The sequence below is a fragment of the Nonomuraea sp. NPDC049655 genome, assembly GCF_044465465.1.
In the GTDB taxonomy this organism is placed as follows: Bacteria; Actinomycetota; Actinomycetes; order Streptosporangiales; family Streptosporangiaceae; genus Nonomuraea.
The window spans coordinates 579,211-602,535 of sequence record NZ_JBITLS010000005.1; the positions used below are offsets into that span (position 1 = coordinate 579,211).

Consider the following 23,325-nt stretch of genomic DNA (forward strand, 5'->3'; position numbering starts at 1 on the left):
CGTGACGGAGTTGATGAAGTTCGAGACGGCCGAGGGAGGCCAGGTGGTCGTCGAGGTGAGCGAGCAGGAGCCGGGCGTGCATCGGGCCGCCAGGTCCGGCGGCGTGGTGGAGGTTCGCCGGCGCTTCGAGGAGGCGCTCACCGATGTCAGGGACGCCGCGCTGTCGGCGCTGGCCGTCTTCCGTGACGGCCGTCTCCAACCGGACGAGGTGGAGATGGAGTTCGGGGTCCGGCTGAACGCCGAAGCGGGCGCGGTGATCGCGAAGACGACGGTGGAGGGTCATCTCGTCGTGAAGCTCACGTGGAGCAGGACTTCGTGAAGATCGCTTTCGCGGTCCGCGCCTATCAGCCCGATCGAGATCCGGTGAGCCGGTACGTGCGCAACATGTGCTCATGGCTGAGGCCCGCCGGTCATCAGACCTACCTCATCACGGACGCGCCGCCGCCGGTGTCGCCCGACGTGGCGGACGTGGTTGTCACGCCCCCGCCCGAGCCCGATCACGACTACTTCGGCGACGACCAGGAATACGCCGACCGGGTGCGCGAGGCCCTGCGCGTGCTGGATTCCGACGTCGGCCTGGATGTCGCGGAGTTCCCCGACCGGGGAGGCCAGGGGCTCGGAGCGATCCGCGCCAAGCGCCTGCTGGGTGAGTTTTCCCGGCTCGTCCTCGCGGTGCGTCTGCACAGATCTCCAGGGATCGCCGTCGTACCAGGAAGCCAGGCCGCCGCCGATTACCGGCACTCGATCCGGAGGTTCGCCGAGGACTACTGCGTACGGCACGCGGATCTGGTGACCGCGCCCTTCGCGGTGGTGGACGGATCCGTCGGGGCACGATCGCGAGTCGCCGTCCGATGTCCGCCTCCCCTCAGCCGGGACGACCTGGCGGAGGTACGGCCGCTGGACGACCGTCCCAAGGACGAGGTGGTCTTCGGCGGGCCGCTCGATCCGTCAGGAGGAGCGGACGTGTTCCTGAGGCTGGCGGACCTGGTCGCCCGAAGATCCGCGACGACGACCTTCACGCTGTACGGCACCGCCGCCGCGCGCCCGCACTTCGGACGGCCGTACCGGGAGCAGTTGGAACGGCTCATCACTCCCGGCCTGCGGGGACGGGTGTCGATCGTCGACGCGTACCCCGTCGCCAGGCCCGCTGTCTGGGAGGGAGCGCGCTGGTGCGTGTTCCCCTCGCGTACCGACGACCTCTCCCTGGAGGGTCTGGAGGCGATGAGCCGCGGCAGCCTGGTGATCGCCGGGGCCGGCAGCGGCCTCGCCGGGATCATCGAACATGGCAGGTCGGGGTTCGTCGTGGACCCCGACGACCTCGTCGGCCTCGAACGGATGGCCGAGCTCATCCTCCGGCCGCCCACCGGGCAGGAGGAGATCGCCGCGCGGGCGGTGGACGCCGTCCGGCGGGCCGCCGATCCGGAAGTGGCTGTTCCACGTGTCCTGTCGGCCTATCGCGGTGCCGCCGGCGGTCGCCCGCCCGCGCCTGTGCAGGTTGGCGGAAATCCACTGGTATCGGTCATCGTCCCTGTCTTCAACCAGGGCCGCCTCGTCGAGGAGACGATCGCCTCCGTCCGGGCGTCCGACTACTCGCCGGTGGAGATCATCGTCGTGGACGACGGCTCCCGCGACGCGGAGACCAGGGCCACGGTCGATGCCCTCGCCGGAGTGACCAAGATCTGCAAACCGAATGGCGGACCTGGGTCCGCCTTCAACGCCGGACTCCGTGAGGCGCGCGGAGAGTTCGTTCTGCCGCTGGACGGGGACGACCTCATCGACCCGGCGTACCTCACGATCGCCGTCCGCGCGTTGCTGACCGACCCGAGCCTGGCGTACCTGACCTGCTACGTGCGCTATTTCGGGATGATGGACCTCGTCCACGCGCCGGTCGGGCACGTCCGCGACCTCATGCACTTCATGGATACGGAGGGCAAACGCAGCAAGGTCTTCCGCCGAGCCGCGCTGGAGGAGGTGGGTGGCTTCGACGAGAACCTCCCGACCCTCGACGACTGGGAGCTGCAGATCAGGCTGGCACGTCATGGCCACACGGGGGATGTCATTCCGCGGGTCCTGTTCTCCTACCGCCGGCACCAGACCTCACTGACATTCGCCTCGCCCGCGGCGAGCTTCGTGGACGAAGCCTGCTACGTCCTGGCCAAGCATGCCGACCTGGTGACCGAGCAGGCGCTGAGCACCGCCCAGCACCTGGTGTACCTGTGGAAGAACGGGATCGAGCTGAGCCGATCGGCGCGCTGGCGAGCACGGGCCGTCGGCGCGTCACCCCCCGATCAGTTACCTGCCGTGCGCAGCTGAAGCAGGTGCACGCCGCCGGACGCCTCGCCGCACGCGATCACCGGCATCCGGTCGTCCACCTTCAGCGTCAGGCAGGCGCTGATGCCACTGTCACCGAAGAAGCGGGCCACCCTGGCCCTGGCGCGGGTGTCCCACAGCGTGACCTCGTCTCCTGATCCGGAGACGAGCAGCCCGCCGCCGGCCGTGCTCGCCACCGCGCGGACGGGCTCTCCCGTGGGCACGAACTCGTCGATCGCGCCTCCGGTGTCGAGATCCCACGTCCGGACGGCGCCATCGCCCCCACCGGTGGCCACTCCGGCGGCGTCGGATCCGAGCAGCGTCATCGCATGGAGTTGGGTCTCGTGAGCCCGAATCTCCCACCGGGCCCGCCCCGTGCCGAGATCCCAGGCGGTCAGGAAGCCGTCGATGCAACCCGCCAGCGCCAGTTCGCCGTCCCGCGCCGGCGACAGGCACAGCACGGGACCACCAGGTCCCCGGCACAACTGGAGGGCGCGGTCGGACGCCACGTCCCATACGCCTACCGTGCCGCCGGCCCCGGCGGTGACGACGCGACGTCCATCGCCGATCGCGCGCAGGAACTGAACGGGCTCGCCCGTGTCCCATTCGCGTACGAGGCCACCGGTTCGCAGGTCCCACAGAGACAGCCGGCCATCGCCGGTGCCCGCCGCCAGGTGACGGCCCAGTGCGCACACCGCTGTCACGGGCTGCTCGCTCGCGTGCCACAAGCGCCGCTCCCGCCCGGTCCTCAGGTCCCAGAGGCGGACGGTCCCGTCACCGCCCGCGGTGACAGCCTGTTCCCCCGTCCCGAGCACGGTCAGATCCTTCACCGGGCCCACATGACCCCGTAGCGTCTGCCGGACGGTCCCCGTCGCCGCGTCCCAGACGCGTACCGTGGAGTCGTCGGAGACCGAGATCACACCGGCGCCGCCCGTACGGACTTCCTTCAGCGCCGCCACCCAGCCGCTGTGCGCCGCGTGCTCGGCGTGCTCGGCGGCTCCGGCCAGGTTCCAGATCCGTAGTGCGCCGTCGGCCGACCCCGACACCGCTCGTCGCCCATCGGCGGTCAGGGCGACCGCGTTGACCCAGCCGGCGTGGCCGCGCAGCGCCGTGGCCTCGCCCCCGCTGGGGAGACTCCATACCCGCAGGATGCCGTCGTCCCCGCCCGAGACAGCCGTACGGCCGTCGGAGCTGACGGCCAGCGCCCCTACCCAGCCGCTGTGGCCGTGCAGGACGGTGTGCGGCGATCCCGATACCAGGTCCCACACGGTGAGCGGCCCGTCCATCGAGCTGACCACGGCATATCTGCCGTCCGGTGCGGCCGCCAACGCCCAGCTCGCCCCGTGCCCGCTGTTCAGGGCGAACGCCCGCCGGCCGTCGTCGAGCCGCCAGATGTGCAGGTTGCCGCTGTCGGTGCCGAACAGCAGGTGGTGCTCGGTGAGCGCCACCGTCGCGGACTGCACCCAGCGCTCACCGCTGTCGAAGTTCGCGACCGGCGTGCCGTCGGCGACCCGCCAGGCGCGCGCCGTGCCGTCTTCGGAGCCCGACGCCACGATCCGGCCGTCGGGCGACAGCCGTATCGACATCACCGCGCCACGGTGACCGCTGAGCACGTGGCGTTGCCTGCCGTCGCGCAGGTCCCAGACCCGTACGGTCCCGTCCGCGGCGCCGGAGACGATCAACCTGGAGTCCGGAGTGATGGCCGTCGTCCAGACCGAGCCGCGGTGCCCTGTCAGCACGTGCTGTTGCGTGCCGTCGGCCAGGTTCCATACCCGCAGCGTGCCGTCGACGCCGCCCGTCACCGCCGTACGGCCGTCCGCCGTCACCGCCACCGACCAGACCGAGCCGTCGTGCCCCCGTAGTGTGTGGACCTCCCGGCCGTCATCCACGTGCCACACCCGCGCCGTGTGGTCGTCGCCGCCGGAGACGGCCACACGACCGTCCGCGGAGAGCGCTATGGTACGGATCCAGCTGGCGTGTCCCACCAAGCTGCCCCCCATCGCCGCCGCTGGAGCGATGAGACCGGCTCCCAGCGGGCGAAGCCGGGAACCGGTCGGCCACGTACGCGCCTGCTCGACCAGTGCGACGACCGCCGGATGCGTGACCCCGGCCAGTCGTCCGACCAGTTGCGCGGACAATTGGCCGGGATCGCGGGCCAAGGCGTGGCTGGACAGCCGGAGCGCGTCACGTACCAGGACGACTCCGGCATCGTCGACACCGGCGAAGTCCGCCAGCAGGTAGGTCACGTCAGTGGCGGCGAGCTTGGCAGACAGCCAGGCCAGGTCCAGCAGCAACATCCGCAGCTCATCTTCCCGCTCGGCGTGTCTCAGGTGGTGGGCGAGATTCTCGAAGAAGTAGCGTTCGACGCTCCCGCCGGCCCGGCCGTCCCGCGTTGACGCCGTGTAGGAATCGAGCAGCCTGGCGTGCAGCGCCGGCACATCGGTGAGCTGCTTGGCCACGTAGTCCGACTGAAGGTCGTGCAGCCTGACGCCGGGACCCTCCACACGGGCCAGGGAGCGCTCGACGAACAGGTCGAGCAGTTCCTCCGTCTCCAGGTCGTCCACGCCTACGGGGGCCCACAGCAGTTCGACGACCTGCGCGGGGACGACACGCCCGGCGAAGACCGCCAGCTCCAGGTAACGCTCTCTGGCGTGCGGCTCCAGTACCAGCACACCGGCCTCGATCGCCTGCAGGAGGTCGGGATGGGGGTAGTGCGGGAAGTTCTGGCGGATCCGGCCGAGGTCGGACTCGCGTAGTCGCCGCAGAACTCCCGGCCAGCGCTCCGGTCTGCCTTCGGCCATGGCACCCGCCATCGCCAGCGCGAGCGGGAGGTTGCCGCACTCCCGTACGACTTCGTCCGCCTCCGGCGGCAGCTCGTCGAGCGAGTGACCTGCCCAGCCCGCCAGCAGAGCCGTCGCCTGCTCGTCCGTGAGCGGACTCACCAGCACGCCGTCGGCCCCGGACGCTCTGGCAAGACCTGCGTCTCTCGTGGTGAACAGCAGGCGGCAACGCGGGCCCAGCACGTCGAAGGCGGCGATCTGCTCGGCGTGCCAGACATTGTCGGCGACGATCAGGCAGCGGCGGTCCGCGAGGGCGCGGCTCAGACCCGCTCTGCCGTACTGGACGTCCACGAAGACGGCTTGGGAGACGCCCAGGGCCGCGGCGAGCTGCGCCTGCCGCTCGGGAAGCGAGGCCTGCGGGCCGAGCTCGACCCAGAGGACGCCGTCCGGGAAGCACCGGCGTACCTGATCGTCCCTGGCGACGGCCGCCGCGAGCACCGACTTGCCGACCCCGCCCATACCGTGAACGGCGATCTTCTGCCCCCCGTCCACGACCCGCTCCGCTTCGGCGAGGACGGCCTGCCGCAGTCGCTCGAAATCCTCCGGCCTGGGCCGGTGATGAGGCGGCGGCCCGGGAACGTTGTACAACGGCCCGGCCGGTACGGCTTCGGGCGAAAGCGCGGCGAGCTCGGGAATCAGCCGCCCGAGCAGAGCGGTGGGTAGCATGAAAGCGATCTTGCGACCTTGCTGGAGATCCTGGGCCACCACCATCCCCACCACGGCCCGGAGCTCCTCGTCGTAGACGGCGCCGCCGCTGAACCCACGCTCCACGGCGGCGCCAGGCGTCTTGATGTCCTCAAGCTGGATCCAGCCGTTGCCCTGCGGCCCGCGGATCCGCCCGGTGGCCCACAACCCGGCACCGTGACCCCGCGGGAATCCGAACGTCCTGAAGGAGTGGCCCCAGACGTCGCCGGGGGCGCGCAGCGGTGCCGGACCGGCCTGCTCGGGCGCCGCGTCCCGCAGCGTCAGCAGGGCGCAGTCGCCCGCGCCGGTCCCGTCGATCGGCGACCACGCCCGTACGTCAGCCGCGACGAGATGGCCGGGTGCCACCAGCGGGAAGTCCACGTACACGGCGGACATCGGCCTGCGGTCCTCGTCCTCGCGCTCGCCCAGCGCGGCGTTCACGACGTGGGCGCAGGTGAGCACGTGACCGGCGGTCACCAGGAAGCCCGCGCCCACGGGCGTCCCGTCCTCGGCGCGTATCGCGGCCAGCGACGCGAAGAGCGCCGCATCGGTGGTGGCGGGCGGTGCCGGCCCCGTCATCCGGGTCCACCTCCGAGCCGCCGGGCCGCACGGTCGTTCCAGTCCGTCGTGCCCGGCTCCCGCCAGCCGTGGCACAGCTCTCCGCCGTCCCCACGGAAGAACAGGTCCAGGCGCCCCGTCCTGCTGGAGATCACCGCAGGACGACTGCCGGCACGGACATGACCGTCGTCCAGAGACTCCCACCGAAGGCCGGCGTCGCCTGTCTCGCCCAGCCATTGCGTGAGATGGCCGATGGCGCCCGAGCGCAGACGGACGAAGACGTCGGCGCGGCGCGGAGCCGCCGACGTCGCGCAGGCGTCGGACGCGATGCCGGCCCCCAGGACCCGGTCGGCGGGCCGGTGCTGCCACAGCTGTGGTTCGAGGCACAACAACGTGTCGTCGCGGCGCGCGTAGGCGAGGAGTCGTCCTGGTACGCGGCCCTCGCCCCTGCAGGGCAGAAGCACGGGATCAGAGGTGCACGCCAGCGGTTCGCATCCGTCAGGAGTGACCGGGGGGCTGGTGTGGAAGGCGCCCCGGCCGGGCTGCCAGGTGGACGTGGTCCACTCGTGCGAACGCTGGCGGGGGAGGGCGTACTGGTAGCGGAGCAGCCCGTCGGCCTGGCCGCGTGCGACCATGTGGATGCCGTAGAGGCTGGTGGTGGCCGCGCTCGGCCGGCCGGCGAAGGACCCGCCGCAGTCTTCCGGCCCCTGCATGCCTGGGCCGCGCGAGTACCAGTAGTGCGCCAGACTCGCCTCCTGGGTCCGTACGAACAGGTCGAACCGCCCTGGCCCCCAGCTGACGACGGTGGGGGCGGCCGTGCTGGCCCCGACCACCCGCCACGGTTGCCAGGCGCCTTCCCACCACGAGTGGAGCAGGTCGCCGCCGCTGTCGCGGATGAAGACGTCCAGCCGCCCTCGGCCCCAGCTGATGACCACGGGCGCTCCGACCGGCGCCGTGGGCAGCTCAGGCAGGATGTCCTGTCCGTTGCCGGCCTCCGTCAGCACGAGGTGCCGGAGGCAGCCGGACGCTTCGACGGCGATGACGTCAGCGCGGTCCAGGCCCCACGAGGCGACGCCGGGTTCGGCCACGATGCCGTCCGTGAGGACCGCGAACGGATGCACTCGCGTCATGCGTCCGACGCTATTGCGCGGCCGGTCCCGTAAGGAAGCCAGTTCTGGAATACCAGCACCGTCCACAGCTCGTAGGTGTGCTCGTCGCTTCCGTCGAGATGGCGTTTCCAGCGAGCGCGTACGGCGCCCGCGTCGATCAGGCCGCCCTCCTCGATGACGGCCCGGTCGAGCAGGGTCTCGGCCCATTCCCGAAGGGCGCCCCTCAGCCAGGCCGCGAGAGGAAGGTTGAATCCACGCTTGGGCTGTTCGCGTGCCCAGCCGGGCAGGTGGCGGCGCAGGGCCCGCCGCAGTACCAGCTTGTTGCCCGCCTCGGTGACCTTGAGATCGAAGGGGATGCGGAAGGCCAGCTCGATCAGACGAGGATCGAGGTAGGGACAGCGCACCTCCAGCCCCGCCGCCATGGTGGCCCGATCCATCTTCACCATGCAGTTGTCGGGCAGCCAGGTAAGCGCGTCGGCGAGAAGCAGCCCGGCCGGCGCGTCGCCGAGGGCCATGGTGCCGAGCGCGTCGGCGAGCCAGGGCGCCGGGTCCGCGGCGCCAAGGAGGGGAATCGCGGGATCGGCCCAGATCCGCCGCTGCGCATGGAGGTCGAAGGCCCGCCGTCCGGACAGTCCGGCCTCCGCCTTCGCGACGCTGTCGCGCAACGCCGCCAGATACGGCGGATAGCCACCGAACAGCTCATCGCTGCCCTCGCCCGACTGCACCGCCTTGACGACCGTGGCGGCCTCCTGGGCCAGCAGCACGGTCGGCAACTGGGCCGGATCGTAGAAGGGCTCGTCGTAGATGCGCGGCATCCTCTCCACGAGCCGCAGTGCCTCCCGGGCCGTGCATACGACATCGACGTGTTCGCTGCCGAGCATTCGCGCGACGGCGTGGGCTGCTGCCCGCTCGTCGAAGTCCGGCTCCTCGAAACCCGCGGTGAACGTGCGCAGCGGGACCGCCGACTCCCGTGCCATCAGCGTGGCGACCGCCGCCGAGTCCACGCCGCCCGACAGGAAGACGCCAACGCGCACGTCGGCCGCAGAACGCAGCGAGACGGAGTCGCGGAGGACCTGATCCAGTTCCTCGGCCAGCTCCTCATGGGAGCCGATCCCGGCACCGCCGGTGGCCGCGATGTCCGGCAGCGACCAGTACCGGCTGATTCGCTCGTCACCGGGCGCGGCCGGTACGCGGAGCGTCAGGAGGCACCCGGGGCGAAGCTTACGAGCCGCGCTGTAGACGCAGTACGGGGCGGGCACGTACCCATGGGCGAAGTACAGCGCCAGCGCACGCCGGTCCAGGTGGGTCCGGAAGGACGGGTGGGCGCGCAACGCCTTGAGTTCCGAGGCGAAGACGAACTGTTCGCCGCACCACCCGTAGTACAGGGGCTTCTCACCGATCCGATCCCTGGCGAGCTGGAGGGTGGCCGTGGCGGGATCCCAGAGAGCCAGTGCGAAGGCGCCGTTGACCCGCTCGAGCGCGGCCGGCAGGCCATGTCTGTCGATCAGCGCGGCGAGCACCTCGCTGTCGGAACGTCCCCGGAAGCGATGGCCGGCGGACTCGAGCTCACGACGCAGTTCGAGGTGGTTGTAGATCTCGCCGTTGCACACGAGGACGGGGGCGTCCGCCCTGGTCCTCATCGGCTGGCGACCCGAGGAGGTGAGATCGACGACGGCGAGCCTGGTGTGCGCGAGCCCGATCCCGGCCCGCGCGTCCACCCAGGCGCCGCGCCCGTCAGGGCCGCGATGACCGAGAGTGTCGCTCATCCGGCCTGTCAGGGCGCTCAACTCCGCGACGTCGAGTTCACCGGCCGGTACGAGCGCTCCAGCAATGCCGCACACCCCGTCACCTCCGGACGATCTTGTCCACGACCGCCAGGGTGCCCTCGCACATCGCGGCCTCCGTCAGCTCGCGGCGTGCCTTGGAGCGGGCCTTGGCCGCCATCGCGGCCATCTCGTCCGGCTCGGACAATGCCTGACTCATCCGCTCGGCCAGTGCGGTCCGGTCGCGGGCGGGGAACAGCAGGCCGAGCCGCCCGCCATCGAGCAGTTCGGGGTTGCTGCTGGCGTCGGAGGCGACGATCGGCAGTCCGGCGCTCATCGCCTCGATCAGCGCTCGTGAGCATCCCTCCCAGTGTGTGGGGAAGACGAAGAGGTCAGCCGCGTGCAACAGCCGCGCCACATCCTGGCGGTGCCCGAGGAGGTGGACGCGCCCGTCGAGTCCGGCCCGCTCGATCAGGGACAGCAGACGTTCGTCCTCGCCTCCCTCTCCCGCCCATACGAAACGTACGTCGTCGGCGGCGGCCGGCAGCTCGGAAATCGCCGCGAGCAGGTCGGCGTGGCCCTTGGGCGCGGCCAGCCGGGCCACGGTGAGGGCGATCCTCGCCGTCGGGGGCATGACGAGTTCCTCGCGTACAGCCCGCCTCACCGCTGCGACCGTACCGGAGTCCGGTTCCTGCCAGTCGCGCGGCAGATCGACGCCGTTCAGTACACAGTCCACCTCGTCAGCCGCTCCGATGCGGAACGCGGTGGCGAGGTGGCGGCGGTTGTCCTGCGATATCGCCACCCACCGCTGCCTGGCTCTCCTGGCCCGCGCTCCGCGCCGCCGATCCTCCTCCGAAACCGGCCATTCAGGCGGCACCAGGCAGAACACCGGTACGGTCGGCAGGCCACGGTCGGCGCAGGCAGTGAGGAATCCCATGCTTGAATCAGGCTCAGGCAGGAAGAGCAGGATCGCGTCGGGGTTCACCGTGTCGAGTACGGGCCCGGCCAGGCCCTCCTGTCGCTGCGCGCTGCCGAGATTCATGCGCCCGTCTACGATCTCGCCCAGTGGCCACGGCAGCACGCTCGCGCCCGCCTCACGGATGTCGTCGGTGAGTGAACGAGTGCCAGGGGTCTGAGGGAAACAGGCCACGACCTCGTCGCCGCCACGGACGGCCGCGCGGATGATGACGAAGGCGTGCTCTTCGCAGCCACCGCGGATCACACCGGGGAAGAACACCAGGAGTCGCATCAAGCGCGATTGTCCGTGGTGGTCGGCCGTCTGTCCAGGGACGGCTCAGGGCCCGGCGTCCGCCTGGCGGCGCACCAGATCGAGCAGGTTCGTACGAGGCACCCAGCCGAGCAGATCGGCGAGCCTGCGGGTGTCGGCGAGGGAGTCGGCAGGCTCGTGGACGGAGGCGGGTACGACGTCGACCACCGGACGGGTGCCGGTAGCCTCCGCCACGGCCGCGATCATCTCGCGCAGGCTGTGCCCCTGCCCTGTACCGATGTTGACGACTCCAGGATGGCCGATCAGGTCGGCCATGACCGCGACGACCTGCCGTACGTCGGTGATGTCCCGGGTGCGATCGAGCGAGCCGTACACCCGCAACGGCCGGTGGGCGCGGGCCGCGGCGAGCCAGAGGTGCAGAGCCATGTCGGGGCGCTGCCCTTCGCCCGCCACGGTGAAGGGCCGCACCACGGTCACCTGCCTCCCCGCGCACAGTCGTTCCAGGGCCGCCTTGCTGAGGGCGTACTCGCCGCGCGGCCTCAGACGGTCGTCCTCGTGACTGGGCCGCCCGCGCCTGGTGCCGCCGTAGACGCTGCTGGAGGACGCGATCAGCATCGGGGTGCCCGGCGAGGTGAGGGCCAGAACGCGTGAGCCTGCGAGCACATTGTCGCGCCACCGGCCGCCGGCTTCGATGACATCCCGTACCCCGGGCCGGCCGGCCAGGTGGAAGACGGAGGTGGCCGCCTTGAAAGCCTCGCGCACCCGTTCATCGTCGCCGAGCAGGTCGGCGACCAGCACGGTAAGCGCGCCATCGGCCCGTTCCGATGACACGGGGCGGCGGTCGATCGCGACGACGTGGTCGCCACGCGCGAGCAGCAGCTCGGTCAGCGCCTTCCCGAGGAAGCCGGCGGCCCCCGTCACGATCGTCGCCACTCACATCCCCTCGCGCGAATTACCACCCACGGACCGGCTACCTGGCCGGGGCGAAGAACGGCTACCCCGCCGCATTCCCCGTGGTACACCGGCCCTGCTCGACTGACCGAGGCCCATCCGCACGTTCCGCACCCTAGCCGCAAACCCGCCGCCTGCCCGCTTCCAGACATTCCGCTTCACAGGCCTACGTCGCGTACATATGCGATGTCCGCATCTTCCCCACCTGACAACTTCGAGGCCCGCAATGACCGACACCAACAGCAGGAGGGCATATCGGGACCGATCACCCGTACTCGGCCGGTGCCACCCACAGCCGCCCGGACAACACGATCGGCCGCCACCGCATCCCCCTGGTAACGGCCCTCTTCCCTCTGACGTGACAGACGCTTCGAACTCGTACCGGCTGAGCCGATGGCTTCACAGGGCATGACCGTTACCGCGCGAGCCTTAGCCTCTGACCTGTGGCTAAGCCCCTCCTCCTCGACAGCGGCTTGATCATTCCGGGCATGACGCACGCGGGCCCTCGCGCCCCTGCGCCTGCCGTTGATCCCGTCCGTGCTGGTCAAGCGGCGTGTGAGGTCTCGTGGAGGACGCCGGCGAGCCTGTCTCGTCGGCGTATGTTCAGATCGATGATTCGTCCGGGTCCGGTGATCGGGTCCGGGGCGGGACGCGGTGGAGCCGCTTGGCTCAGGGCTTGATGTGCCAGGTGCCGGTTGTAGAAGCGTTCGTATTCGCGCAGGGCGTGCCGAAGGTGGCGTTCGTTCCAGATGAGGCGGCGGTCGAGAAGCTCGTGGCGGCAGGACTGCACCCACCGTTCCAAGATGGAGTTCATCTGCGGCATCCGGATGCCGGTGAGCACGGTCTTGATGCCGGCCTCGGTGAGTACCTCGTCCATGATGGCCTTGAACTTCCCATCCCGGTCTCGAAGCAGAGAGCGCGCCCGGCAGCCCGCATCAGCGGAACAGCGGTTGGACCTCGCGCCGGCTGTTCTGCGACACGGTCTTCACGGTCGTCGTCGACGTGGTCGGGCTGACCGGGGCGCCCTTGACGGCGTCGATGTCGACGACGGTCGCCGTACAGGATCCCGATCTCGTCGCCACGTCCCTCACGGCAGGGAGCGCGACGATCACCGGTGCGGCCACCCTCGCCGGTACGACGACCACCGGCACGCTCCTCGCCGGCGACGTCACGGCGAGCAGCCTCACCTCCGCCGGCGCGCTCGACGTCAGCGGGCAGACGGTGCCGGCCGGGGCGGGCACGAGCGCGGCGAACGTCAGCGGGCCGCTCACCGTCGGCGGCGTGGCCACACTGACCGGCGGTCTCGACGTGGTGGGCGGGCAGGTCACCATGCTCGGCATCGTCGCCCCTCCGGGAGGCGGGAACACCCTCACCACCCCGAACGTGATGACCGTGCCCATTCCCGCCGACACCGACTGGTGGTACGACGGCGCCGCCGTCACATTCGGCAGCTCCGAGGGCGAGGAACCGGCCGGCGACAGCTCGATCATCCAGCTGTTCTGGTTCCCCCTCGGAAACGGCTCGATCGCCAACCCCTACGAGATCGTCCCGGCGGACGAGACGACGGAGGTCCCAGGGCCGCCTCTCGCAGACGTCGGCGCCGTGCTCCGGCAACGCGAGACGCGTGCCCGCAACCTCGTCGACAAACTGTCCCGGGCCTTCGGCCACACCCTGGACGACGCCAGCAGGAAGGAACTGGTCACCCTCTTCTCAGAGGGTTGAGCGCGCCGGGGGCCGGGTGGTGCGGAGGCAGCCGACGGGGGGGCGCGCAGGGCTGCGGCCCAGCCGGTCGCGCAGGGGCACCGGGAGTAGCGCGCATTCATCAATGAATGTGATTATTTCGCTCGAATCAATCGCTCTTGACGATAGCCTGGCTGTCATGGCTGACGTGGAACTGCGCCACCTGAGGACGATGGCCGCCATCGCCGAGGAGGGGACGTTCGGCCGGGCGGCGGTTCGCCTCGGCTACACCCAGTCGTCGGTGAGCCAGCAGATCGCCGCGCTGGAGAAGGCCGTCGGCGGGGCCGTCTTCGACCGGCCAGGAGGTCCAAGGCCGGTACGCGCCACTCCTCTCGGCGAGCTGGTCCTGGCCCACGGGCGTGATCTGCTCGCGAGGTCGGAGGCGCTGACCGACGCCGTCGATCGGTTCAAGGCGGGTCACGGCCGGATCGACGTCGGCACCTTCCAGGGCGCGACCCGGTTGATCCTGCCCGCAGTGGTGCGCGGGTTGCTGGGCGAGCACCCCGGCTGCGACGTCAGGCTGTCGGAGGTGGAACCGGAGAACCCGAACATCGGAGATCTCGACCTGTTGTTCCACTACGACCGCATCGACGGCGACGTCGAACACGTCGAGCTGCTGGACGAGCCTCACCTCCTGGTGGCCGCCGCGGGCGCGTTCCCCGACGGTCCGGTACCGGTCGAGCTGCTCGACGACACTCCCATGGTCGCCTGGCCGCCCACCGTCCACCAAAGATGGCTGGAACGGGAGCTCGCCGGCGCGGGCGCCCGGCCGCGGATCGTGTTCCGCACGGCCGGCCACGAAACCGTCGTCTCGATGGTGCGGGTGGGCCTGGGCTCGGCGGTGTTGCCCTGGCTCGCCCTCATGGGGTCGGACGTCTGGTCCGACGACCGGCTCCGTATCCATCGGCTGGAACCGTCGCCCACCTGCACGTGGTACCTGTGTCGGCCGACCGGGCGCATCCGGTCGCCGCTGGCGGCCCGGGCCATCGACCTCGCCGTCGCAGCCGCCGCTGAGCTGGCCGGCCAGATGGAGCACGGTATATCGCTGTAGGCGATCGACTCGATCGAAAATCATAGCTTTTCGCGATGGGGCGGCCAGGCTTAGCGTGCCGGACATGAACGCCAACCAAGATCACCCCGAGCGGCTCCTCGACATCAACGGCATAAAGCTCTGCGTCCAGACGTTCGGCGACCCGGCTGCGCCCGCCCTGCTGCTCATCGGCGGCGCCGAGGCGTCGATGGACTGGTGGGACGACGACTTCTGCGAGCGCCTCGCCGCCGGCGGCCGGCACGTCATCCGGTACGACACCCGGGACACCGGCCGCTCCACGACCTTCCCGCCCGGCGCGCCGCCGTACGGAAACGACGCCCTGTTCGACGACGCCGTCGGCCTGCTCGACGAACTCGGCATCGCGGCCGCCCACATCGTCGGCGTCTCCATGGGCGGCGGAATCGCCCAGCGCCTGGCCGTGCGCCACCCCGGCCGGGTCGCCTCCCTGACGCTCATCGCCACCAGCCCGGGCGGACCCGGCGGCCCCGACCGCCATGACCTGCCGCCGATGAGCGCCGAACTGGCGAAGCGGTTCGCCGAGGACGGCGACCAGACGCCCGACTGGTCCGACCGCGAGGCCGTCATCGCGTACTACACCGACGGCGAGCGCACCTTCGCGGGCACCATTCCCGTCGACGAGGAGCGGATGCGCCGCATCGCCGGCCGCGTCTGGGACCGCAGCCCGTCCCCTGCGTCGGCGCAGAACCACTGGCAGCTCGACGGCGGCGAGCCCGTCCGCGCCCGCCTCGGCGAGATCGCGACGCCCACGCTGGTGTTGCACGGCACCGCGGACCCGCTGCTCCCGTACGGGCACGGCGAGGCGCTGGCGCGGGAGATCCCGGGAGCCCGGCTGGTCCCGCTCGAGGGCATGGGGCACCAGATGCCGCCACCGGAGCTCTGGGACATCGCGATCGCAGAGATCCTTTCGGTCTCCAGCGGAGAGCGCCCGTGAGCCGGCTGCGATCGGCACTATGGCTGCCGCTCTTCGACGAACTCGCCGACCCGCGGGCGGTGGCGAACCTGGCCGCCGACGCGGAGGAGGCCGGGTGGGACGGCTGCTTCGTATGGGATCACCTGTCCTGGCGGGCGCCGGTCCAGCAGGTCGCCGACTCGTGGATCACGCTCGCGGCGGTCGCGACCGCCACCGAGCGGCTGCGGCTCGGTCCGATGGTGGCGACGCTCGCCCGCCGGCGTCCGGCCAAGGTGGCGCGGGAAACCGCGACACTGGACCAGCTGAGCGAGGGCCGCCTCACCCTGGGCGTCGGACTCGGCAGCGATCGGTTCGGCGGCGAGCTGTCCAGGACCGGCGAGCAGCTCGACGACCGGCAGCGGGGGCGGATGCTCGATGAGTCCTTGGCCATCCTGGCCGCCGCGTGGTCCGGAGAGCCGGTGCGCCACCGCGGCGAGCATTACACCGTCGACGACATCACGTTCCTGCCGCAGCCGGTTCAGCGGCCAGGCGTGCCGGTATGGGCCGCCGGATTCCCCGGCAACGTCAAGCCGATCCGCCGCGCCGCCCGGCTCGACGGCTTCTTTCCGATCAACCTGGAACACCCGGACCAGCTCGCCGAGGTCGCCGGCACCCTCACCGAGCTGCGAAACGGCGACATTGCCTCGTACGACATCGCCGTCAGCCTGCCCGCCGGCGTCGACCCGCTGCCGTACGCCGCCGCCGGCGCGACCTGGTGGCTGACGGAGTTCGACCCGGGGGTACGGCTCGACACGGTACGCGGCGTACTCCGCGACGGCCCGGTGAACCCGGGCGACGGCGCCTGAGCCGCTTCACCGGCCTTCCTGATCTCCGACGAGTCGTCCTGCATCAGCGGCGCGGAGATCCCCAGGGACGGCGGGCACACCGCCCACGACGGCGCCGAATCCCTCTCCGACGCCTCCGCTGACCGGCGATTCATCACTCCGCTCCTGGGCAGACCGCATGGTCTGATCGGATGAAGAGGAGAAACGTCGTGAACGGCGAGATGCATCAGGATCGGATGACCCGGCGGTTGTGGCCCGGCGGAGCGGAGGTGGGCGCGGTCGGGCTCGGCTGCATGGGGATGACGTGGGCGTACGGCGACTCCCCGGACGCCGAGGACCCCCGTACCGTCATCGGGCGGGCGTTGGACCTGGGCGTGAACTTCCTCGACACCGCCGACGTGTACGGACCCTTCACCAACGAGGAGACCGTCGGCAGGGCCATCGCCGGACGGCGGGAGGAGGTCGTGCTCGCCACCAAGGGCGGCAACGTCGCGCGGACCACCGAGAACGGCGCCCCCGCCCTGCCTGTGCCGGACGGAAGGCCCGAGCATCTGCGCGCGGCCGTCGACGCCTCGCTCCGGCGGCTGGGCGTGGACCATGTCGACCTGTACTACCTGCACCGCCCGGACCCCGAGGTGCCGGTCGAGGAGAGTGTCGGCGCCCTGGCCGAGATGGTGGCGGCGGGCAAGGCGCTGGCCGTGGGGGTCTCGGAGTTCAGCCTGGAACAGCTCGACCGGGCGCAGGCCGTCCACCCGATCAAGGCCGTGCAGTCGGAGCTGTCCCTGTGGACGAGAGACCACCTGTCCACGTCCCTGGAGTGGTGCGCCCGCCACGACGCCGCCTTCGTCGCCTACTCACCGCTCGGCCGCGGTTTCCTGACCGGCCGCTTCCGTGAGGCCGGCTTCTCCCCGGACGACTACCGCTCCCGCAACCCCCGCTTCCAGGAGGAGAACCTGAAGGCCAACCTGGTCATCGTGAACGCGGTGGAGCGGATCGCCGCACGGCACCAGGCGACCGCGGCCCAGGTCGCCCTCGCCTGGACGCTCGCCCAGGGAGAGCACGTCGTCCCGATTCCGGGGAGCCGGCGTCGCTCACGGGTGGAGGAGAACGCCGCCGCGGCACGCCTCAGGCTCACCCCGGAAGACCTCGCGGATCTGGACGCGTTGCCCGCACCGGCCGGCAGCCGGTACTGACCCGCCGACTCCAGGAGGGGGCGGGCCGAAGTTCCGACACCCTACGTTGTCATCCGCGAGATGGAGTAGTCGGTCGTTGTGGGGCAGGGGATGTCGTACCGGAGCGATGCCACGGTTGGGTATTCGGCGACAACTTGGCGCAGCGACCAGCGAAATGCGACGCGCCCACGTACCCGTACTCGATCACGATTCACGGCCCGTGGAAGTGCCCTGACGATGTGGCATGCCTAGTTGTCGCCGTTCACGGTGGACCGGGCTGGATTCGTGGTCCTTGACTACCGCCCCGCTCGTCGTTCGATTGCAGGCCGGTTGCGTGAATGCCCGGGTGAGGCGGTCGCGTCGGGGCACCTCGATGTCGGCTCGATGTCGGCGTCGACGAGATCGAGCAGCGCCCGCGGAGGGCCGGCCTGCTGCGGGGTCCGATGTGGTCGATGCCCATCGAGTAGGCCTTGTATTCGGCAAGGACCTCACGCAGGCCGCGTTCGAGCATGATGAGGGACCGATCGACCGCGCGACATCTCCCGCCACGTAGACCCTGTCGGTCGCCACGCCGTTGATGTCGAAGGCGCGCCCGCCGGCGTCGCAGCCGACACCCCAGAAGCCGGCCGCCAGTCCGGAGCCCTCCAGCCATTCCACGTCACGGATCGACCCCAGCGAGGCCAGCATCAGGTCGGCCTCGATGGCGGTCCCGTCCGAGAGCCGAGCAGGCCGCACGTGTCCGCCCGCGTCGCCCTCCAGCGACGACACGCCCACCCCCCAGCGCAGGTCCACGCCATGGTCGCGCCGCATCTGCGCGGCGATCTGGCCGATCACTCCGCCGAGCGCGCCGACCAGCGGCGCCGAGCCCCGCTCGGCGACTGTCACCGGGATAGCGAGTTCCCGGCAGATGGAGGCCGCCTCCCGAGCCGATGAACCAGGCGCCGATGACGAGAACCCGCGACGGCCGCGCGGCCGGCGCCTGTTGCAGCCGCGCGGCGTCATCACGCGAGCGCAGCGTGTACATCCCCTCCAGGGCGGCCTCGGCCGGCGCCGCCCCCTTGCGTCAGTGGTGGGCCACCACAACCGCCGCCTCCGCCGCACCTGCGTGAACATCGTCAGCTCCAGAGCACACCCATCGCGGCCATGCGGCACGCTAGGCGGGGCCGTGTGATCGCTCTGGTCAGCGACGCGACTGTCCCTTTCTTTCGTACGTGGTCTGCCCCTGGATGGCGGTAACCCCCGGCCCGCCCTGGATCGCTAACGCCACTGGCCGATCGGATGCCTGCTCACGCCTCAACGCCACCATGATCCCAGGAGGGGCGTCTCGGCCCCCCAACGATCTTCGGGCCTCGATGGCTATGTGGGGGCGGAAACGAGCACGCAGCCGTTGCGGAAGCTGAAATGTCGCCACGGCGGATTAGTGTGCAAACCGTGAGTGATGTGATCGATTGTCACCGTGAGCGTGTGCGCGCCGCCGACCCTCTCGTCGCCGTCGCGGATCTCGGCGAAGACCTGATCGAGGCCGTGAACGCTGTCGGCGCCCCCTCGGTGACCAGAGCCGACCCCGGCGCCCCGTCAGTGCGCTGGGGCCCGCTGACCACCTACTCCCTCCACGCCAGAGTCGCCGACGACAACCCCGCGGACGCCCTCGGCGGCCTCCTCGACCGGTGGATCTCGACCCTCGACGCCGAGCCGGGTTCCGGGCTCGTGGTGAACTGGCCGAGCCGGGATGCCGCGCCCGTGGCGGCACTGGTCAGGCGGGGGTTCGCGCCACGCTCTGTGCTCGGCGTCCGCGTCGGCCCCGCTTCAGCGGGCGGGCACTCGTCTCCAGGTATACGGCGGGCCACGGCGGACGATCTGGATGCCATGTGCCGGCTGTACGTGGAGCTGGTCGACTACGAGGCCCAGTTCGGCTGGTTCTCGGTGCTGCCCTCGACGCCCTCCGCCGCTCGGGCCGAGCTCGAGGAGAAGCTCGCCCGTGACGACGGCTGGTGCTGGCTGGCCGAATCGGACGGTGAAGTCGCCGGCATGCTCGCAGTCCATCACCCCGACCATTCGGGCTGGATCGCGCCCGCCGTGCAGAAGCCTCCGCCCGTGGCGTACGTGGGCTCCTTGTACGCGCGGCCGGTCAGCAGGGGCCGCGGCATCGGCACCGCGCTGACCGCCCACGCCCATGCCGAGGCCGCAGCGGCAGGCGTCGAGACCATACTGGTGCACTACGCGGCCCCGAATCCGCTGTCCGTCCCCTTCTGGTCCCGCCAGGGCTACCGTCCGCTCGTCACGACCTGGGGACGGTTCGCTTAGGCGAGGAAGGCCCTGCGTATCGGCGGCCCGTCTGCAGCCCCACTACTGGTCGACCACGGGAGGAGGAGGCGAGATCCCCGGCGTAAGCCCAGGCTGCGTTGCTTCGGGGGCTGACCTGGGCGGGTGAGGCGCGTTGGCAACCCGTGTGTTCACCGATGAGGAGATCCGCTGTGCCCGCATCATCTCCGGCAGTCTGCGGGCCAGCGCGGACAGCACCGCTCGATCTGCCCACAACAGCCTCGGACGGCCAAGTTGACGGCGCAACACGGCGACCTCGTGCCGCAGCACGAGGATCTCCATGTTCTTGGTCGCGTCGCTACGAGTCAGCAGCGTTAGCCGGCCCACGACGCGGCAGAAGATCAGATAGAAGAGACGGAGCGCCATCGGGCTCCGCTCTTCACCGTCGCCCTTCGGGAGGTTTCACAGCCAATGGGCTGCGGACCATCACCACACTGCCGTAGACGCCGAGGATCAACGCCATTTGCGACCGGGCCATCGGCACCCTGCGCCGCGAACTCCCGGACCGGATGCTGATCCTCAGCGAACGCCATCTGGCCCTCGTGCTCCGCGAGTACCTGAACCCCTACAACGGGCACCGGCCGCACCAGTCCCGGCGCCAACGGCGCCAGACACCGCAACGCGGTCCGCCCGCGACGTGACCGAACTCAATGGCCTGCGATCCATCCGCCGAAGGCTCGTCGTCGCAGGCGTGATGAGCGAATACCTCCACGCCGCTTGATCGCAGCTCAGCCCACGAATCTTAATATTCGGGCGGCACACCTCGCGATGGTCGCACTCGCTGCCCTGATCGTGCAGCAAAACTCCAGCTCATAGTACGAAACCGTATTTCTGAGCGGATACCGTGCTGATGGTGCGGTTCTTCCCGGACGAAAGCGTGCCGTCGGGTGCCTTGAGTTCCAAGGCGCCAACGCGCACAAAAATCACATACGGGACAGCAGCTCAGCCTTCCGCCGTGACCTGTTCGATCATGTGAGCTTGTACGGCGGCCAGCACGGCGGCGGCGAAGGGCAGGGAGTGATGCGTGGCTCCCCAGCCGATGCCGAACACCACGGAGGCGGGATCGTTGTTGGGGTTGGAGAGGGCCTGGTGCCCACGGATGCGCAGCCGCAATGACCCACGAGCGTCCTCCAGTGCATGCCACTCGACGCCCTCGATCTCGGTGATCGGGTAACGCCGGTCACCTGCCGTGTACTTGGCCGGGGAAGCTCCGGACGCGAACCAGGTGAAGGTGACAGCCTGCCCGTCGAAGGCGGCCTCACCGTCCCATGCCTTGAAACTACGCGGCACCGAAGGACCGGCGATCAGGAACCGCTCAGCCGGACCGCGCTGGGACAGGGCCGCGCGCACCTCGTTGGCATACTGGTCGGCCAGCGTCTTCGTGGCGGCGGGCAGCACCAGCCGGTACGGATCGAGCGACTCCTGGAGCTGCCCCGTTGCCGCGGACATGACCGGATCGGCTCCCTCTCGGGGAACCACCCGCAACGCCACCCTGCCGCGTGCACCAGGCTCCAGCATGACATCGGCCAGCGCGTCGTACGGCACGAACCGCTCTCCGAGCTCCATGCTCAGTTTCGACGCCTTGCCCGGTTCAGGCGTAATGCGCAGCCCACCGTCCTCGAACTCCCACGCGCAACCTCGCCCCTTCAGTACGTCACCCATGCAAGCAAGGATAGGTGCCCGAACACTGGCGGCTACGCAGACGGGCGACCACCGCGACAAGCCGGCCGGGCCTGCGCACGCCGCCGGCCGCCACGTTCAGCGACGATGACTACGGCGACTTCTGCCGGCGCACTTTGGAGGAGCAGGAAGCCCTTTCTCTTGTACTTCAAAGACCTGGCCGCCCCGAACGCAGTTACCGTCACGTCCAGCCGTTACCTAGTAACGGCTTCAGAACGCGAACGGCTACTCCGAACGCGAACCCATCCCCTTGGAGCGGAGCGCGGCCAACCAGCCGGGCACCACTCCGTGTCGTTCTCGCCACGCGGCCGCCCGGTAACGATCCGAACAGTACTGGGCATCCGAACGGCGGACGCAGACCCCGCCACCATGACTTGCCGCACACCGGGCAGGCGACCAGAGGTCCGCGCCGACCGCACCTCCGCGCCGGTGGGCCCTCTGGTCAGACCCCGACCTGCCAGCTCCGCCACAGCAGCGTCGTATTCGGCACGCTGTCGTTCCCGATCTCGCCAGGCGTGCGACCGGCAGGCGTTGGAGCAGAACCTTCTCGAAGACGCGAGCAGCTTCCGGCAATAGACCGCCGCAGCCCTCGCAACGCCGCGTGCCCCGCGAACTCACACCCTCGATGATCCCGGTCTGCTCACGCCCTGTCGCCGCGAAGGGGAACGACCCATGATCACGAGGTCGCAAATGGGCCTGACCGGAGAAAGGATTTCAACTGAGGCAGAATTCGTTGCCCTCGATGTCCTGCATCACGATGACCGACTCGTTTTCCTCATCGGCAGGTAGTAGCCGCTCGCGTTGCGCGCCGAGCGCGATCAGCCGGGCGCATTCGGCCTCGAGTGTGGCCAGGCGCTCGGCGCCCACGAGCCCGGTGCCGACCCGCACGTCAAGGTGCACTCGATTCTTGACGACCTTGCCTTCGGGAACTCGCTGGAAGTAGAGCCGGGGACCCACACCTGAGGGATCGCTGCAGGCGAACCATGAATCGCGCTGCTCAGGCGGCAAAGAGCGGTTGTAGTCGCCCCAACTGGCGAACCCCTCCGGTGGGGGCGGTGCGACATATCCCAGCACCTCGCACCAGAACCGCGCGACGCGCTCAGGTTCCGCACAATCAAAAGCGACTTGAACCTTCTTAACCGACACCATGGGGCAATCCTCCCGTAGCTCGCGCTACACACCGTACCCCACCGCTCACCGGGGCACCGAGCGAGACCTCCGCACAGGTCTCCGAGACTCGCGCCCTGGCCGCCGGCATCTGCGTCGCCGAAGAAGGGAGCCTCTGAAGATCACACAAAAGCTTGAAGACATGCTCTCAAGGACTCTCCCCGGGAGGACCTGCTGCGAAGTGCTCGGGCCGCCGCCAAGGGGGAGAGCGCGCTGTCCCCCTTCGGTGGCGGCACGGCTGATGAACCGGGTCAGAACACCCGCGCCGGCACCGTGGAACTGGCCATCCCCCAGCTGCGCTCGGGCTCCTACTTCCCCGACTGGCTGCTGGGGCGCCGCCGCCGCGCCGAGCAGGCGCTGATCAGCGTGGTGGCCACCGGCTACCTGCTCGGGGTCTCGACCCGGCGGGTGGACAAGCTGGTCGAGCAACTCGGCATCAAACACATCTCCAAAAGCCAGGTCAGCCAGATGGCCAAGATCCTGGACGAGCAGGTCGAAGCCTTCCGCACCCGGGCCTGGACGCCGGCCCCTACACCTTCCTCTGGCTGGACGCGCTGACGCAGAAGGTGCGTGAAGGCGGCCGCATCATCAACGTGCACTGCCCGGTGGCCACCGGCGTCAACGCCGACGGACGGCGGGAGATCCTCGGGCTGGAGGTCACCACCGGCGAGGACGGCGCGGCCTGGCTGTCGTTCCTGCGCGGCCAAGAGCGCGCAGCCGTTCGTGGCCACGCTGGTGCGGACCATCTTCGACCAGCCCGACGCCGCCTCGGTGCGGGCCCAGCACGCCTGGGTGCTGGACGCGCTGAAGGGCAAGCATCCGGCCGCCGCCGAGCACCTGGACGCCGCCCGGGAGGATCTCCTGGCCTTCGCCGCCTTCCCACGCGAGATCTGGACCCAAATCTGGTCGAACTGTGAGGATCTTCTTGTGCCGCCCGGACGAGGTCCTGGCCCGTGGTCTAACTGGCCGTGCTGCCTTTGGATTGATCTGCCGGT

General features: G+C 70.2%; 18 protein-coding genes and 1 pseudogene. 10 read left to right on the forward strand and 9 right to left on the reverse strand.

Annotated elements, in window-relative coordinates:
* The first annotated feature begins 1 nt into the window (after window position 1).
* Both ACIBQ6_RS19695 and ACIBQ6_RS19700 read left to right on the forward strand, forming a co-directional pair.
* Window positions 2-319 carry a CU044_2847 family protein gene (locus tag ACIBQ6_RS19695; protein WP_358295680.1) on the forward strand — a complete coding sequence of 106 codons (318 nt, stop codon included), beginning with the start codon at window positions 2-4 and terminating at the stop codon, window positions 317-319.
* Window positions 316-2,313, forward strand: a complete 1,998-nt coding sequence (locus ACIBQ6_RS19700) for a glycosyltransferase (RefSeq protein ID WP_397213424.1) — start codon at window positions 316-318, stop codon at window positions 2,311-2,313. The genes ACIBQ6_RS19695 and ACIBQ6_RS19700 overlap by 4 nt, the downstream gene beginning before the upstream one ends.
* On the opposite strand, the gene ACIBQ6_RS19705 is transcribed toward ACIBQ6_RS19700, so the two are convergent.
* The 6 genes from ACIBQ6_RS19705 to ACIBQ6_RS19730 form a co-directional block, all read right to left on the reverse strand.
* Window positions 2,289-6,413, reverse strand: a complete 4,125-nt coding sequence (locus tag ACIBQ6_RS19705) for an NB-ARC domain-containing protein (protein ID WP_397213426.1) — start codon at window positions 6,411-6,413, stop codon at window positions 2,289-2,291. The two genes, ACIBQ6_RS19700 and ACIBQ6_RS19705, sit on opposite strands and share 25 nt — an antisense overlap.
* Window positions 6,410-7,522 (reverse strand): hypothetical protein, encoded by a 1,113-nt coding sequence (locus ACIBQ6_RS19710; RefSeq protein ID WP_397213428.1) that lies wholly within the window; start codon window positions 7,520-7,522, stop codon window positions 6,410-6,412. The genes ACIBQ6_RS19705 and ACIBQ6_RS19710 overlap by 4 nt, the downstream gene beginning before the upstream one ends.
* Window positions 7,519-9,342 (reverse strand): asparagine synthase (glutamine-hydrolyzing), encoded by a 1,824-nt coding sequence (asnB, locus tag ACIBQ6_RS19715; RefSeq protein WP_397213430.1) that lies wholly within the window; start codon window positions 9,340-9,342, stop codon window positions 7,519-7,521. The genes ACIBQ6_RS19710 and asnB overlap by 4 nt, the downstream gene beginning before the upstream one ends.
* A 4-nt stretch (window positions 9,343-9,346) precedes the next feature.
* A complete protein-coding gene (locus ACIBQ6_RS19720; protein WP_397213432.1) occupies window positions 9,347-10,513 on the reverse strand; it encodes a glycosyltransferase in 1,167 nt (388 codons plus the stop codon).
* 45 nt (window positions 10,514-10,558) lie between these two features.
* Complete coding sequence (locus ACIBQ6_RS19725) at window positions 10,559-11,425, reverse strand: NAD-dependent epimerase/dehydratase family protein (protein ID WP_397213434.1); 867 nt, start codon at window positions 11,423-11,425, stop codon at window positions 10,559-10,561.
* Window positions 11,426-11,987: 562 nt separating this feature from the next.
* Complete coding sequence (locus ACIBQ6_RS19730; protein WP_397213436.1) at window positions 11,988-12,320, reverse strand: integrase core domain-containing protein; 333 nt, start codon at window positions 12,318-12,320, stop codon at window positions 11,988-11,990.
* Window positions 12,321-12,481: 161 nt separating this feature from the next.
* Between ACIBQ6_RS19730 and ACIBQ6_RS19735 the strand changes: the two genes are divergently transcribed.
* From ACIBQ6_RS19735 to ACIBQ6_RS19755, 5 genes are all read left to right on the forward strand, one after another.
* The gene (locus ACIBQ6_RS19735; RefSeq protein WP_397213438.1) at window positions 12,482-13,165 is read left to right on the forward strand and encodes a hypothetical protein; all 684 of its coding nucleotides are present in this window, start codon (window positions 12,482-12,484) and stop codon (window positions 13,163-13,165) included.
* Window positions 13,166-13,322: 157 nt separating this feature from the next.
* Window positions 13,323-14,234: a LysR family transcriptional regulator gene (locus ACIBQ6_RS19740; protein WP_397213440.1), complete on the forward strand. Its 912-nt coding sequence runs from the start codon at window positions 13,323-13,325 to the stop codon at window positions 14,232-14,234.
* 64 nt (window positions 14,235-14,298) lie between these two features.
* Complete coding sequence (locus ACIBQ6_RS19745; RefSeq protein ID WP_397213442.1) at window positions 14,299-15,186, forward strand: alpha/beta fold hydrolase; 888 nt, start codon at window positions 14,299-14,301, stop codon at window positions 15,184-15,186.
* Window positions 15,183-16,010: an LLM class flavin-dependent oxidoreductase gene (locus ACIBQ6_RS19750; protein ID WP_397213444.1), complete on the forward strand. Its 828-nt coding sequence runs from the start codon at window positions 15,183-15,185 to the stop codon at window positions 16,008-16,010. Before ACIBQ6_RS19745 ends, ACIBQ6_RS19750 begins: the two co-directional genes overlap by 4 nt.
* Window positions 16,011-16,225: 215 nt before the next feature.
* Window positions 16,226-17,182: an aldo/keto reductase gene (locus tag ACIBQ6_RS19755; protein WP_397213466.1), complete on the forward strand. Its 957-nt coding sequence runs from the start codon at window positions 16,226-16,228 to the stop codon at window positions 17,180-17,182.
* Between the two features lie 183 nt (window positions 17,183-17,365).
* Here ACIBQ6_RS19755 and ACIBQ6_RS19760 read toward each other — a convergent pair whose 3' ends face one another.
* Complete coding sequence (locus tag ACIBQ6_RS19760) at window positions 17,366-18,046, reverse strand: FAD-dependent oxidoreductase (RefSeq protein ID WP_397213446.1); 681 nt, start codon at window positions 18,044-18,046, stop codon at window positions 17,366-17,368.
* Between the two features lie 546 nt (window positions 18,047-18,592).
* Here ACIBQ6_RS19760 and ACIBQ6_RS19765 point away from each other — a divergent pair.
* Together ACIBQ6_RS19765 and ACIBQ6_RS19770 are read left to right on the forward strand one after the other, a co-directional pair.
* Complete coding sequence (locus tag ACIBQ6_RS19765) at window positions 18,593-19,465, forward strand: GNAT family N-acetyltransferase (protein WP_397213448.1); 873 nt, start codon at window positions 18,593-18,595, stop codon at window positions 19,463-19,465.
* Window positions 19,466-19,935: 470 nt separating this feature from the next.
* Window positions 19,936-20,124 carry an integrase core domain-containing protein gene (locus ACIBQ6_RS19770; protein WP_397213468.1) on the forward strand — a complete coding sequence of 63 codons (189 nt, stop codon included), beginning with the start codon at window positions 19,936-19,938 and terminating at the stop codon, window positions 20,122-20,124.
* 301 nt (window positions 20,125-20,425) lie between these two features.
* On the opposite strand, the gene ACIBQ6_RS19775 is transcribed toward ACIBQ6_RS19770, so the two are convergent.
* Both ACIBQ6_RS19775 and ACIBQ6_RS19780 read right to left on the reverse strand, forming a co-directional pair.
* On the reverse strand, window positions 20,426-21,145 hold the full coding sequence (locus ACIBQ6_RS19775) for a DUF4429 domain-containing protein (RefSeq protein WP_397213450.1): 720 nt from the start codon (window positions 21,143-21,145) through the stop codon (window positions 20,426-20,428).
* Between the two features lie 732 nt (window positions 21,146-21,877).
* Window positions 21,878-22,312: a VOC family protein gene (locus ACIBQ6_RS19780; protein ID WP_358295722.1), complete on the reverse strand. Its 435-nt coding sequence runs from the start codon at window positions 22,310-22,312 to the stop codon at window positions 21,878-21,880.
* A 273-nt stretch (window positions 22,313-22,585) separates the two neighbouring features.
* Here ACIBQ6_RS19780 and ACIBQ6_RS19785 point away from each other — a divergent pair.
* Window positions 22,586-23,242, forward strand: a pseudogene (locus ACIBQ6_RS19785) (transposase); the annotation flags it as partial.
* Between the last annotated feature and the right edge of the window lie 83 nt (window positions 23,243-23,325).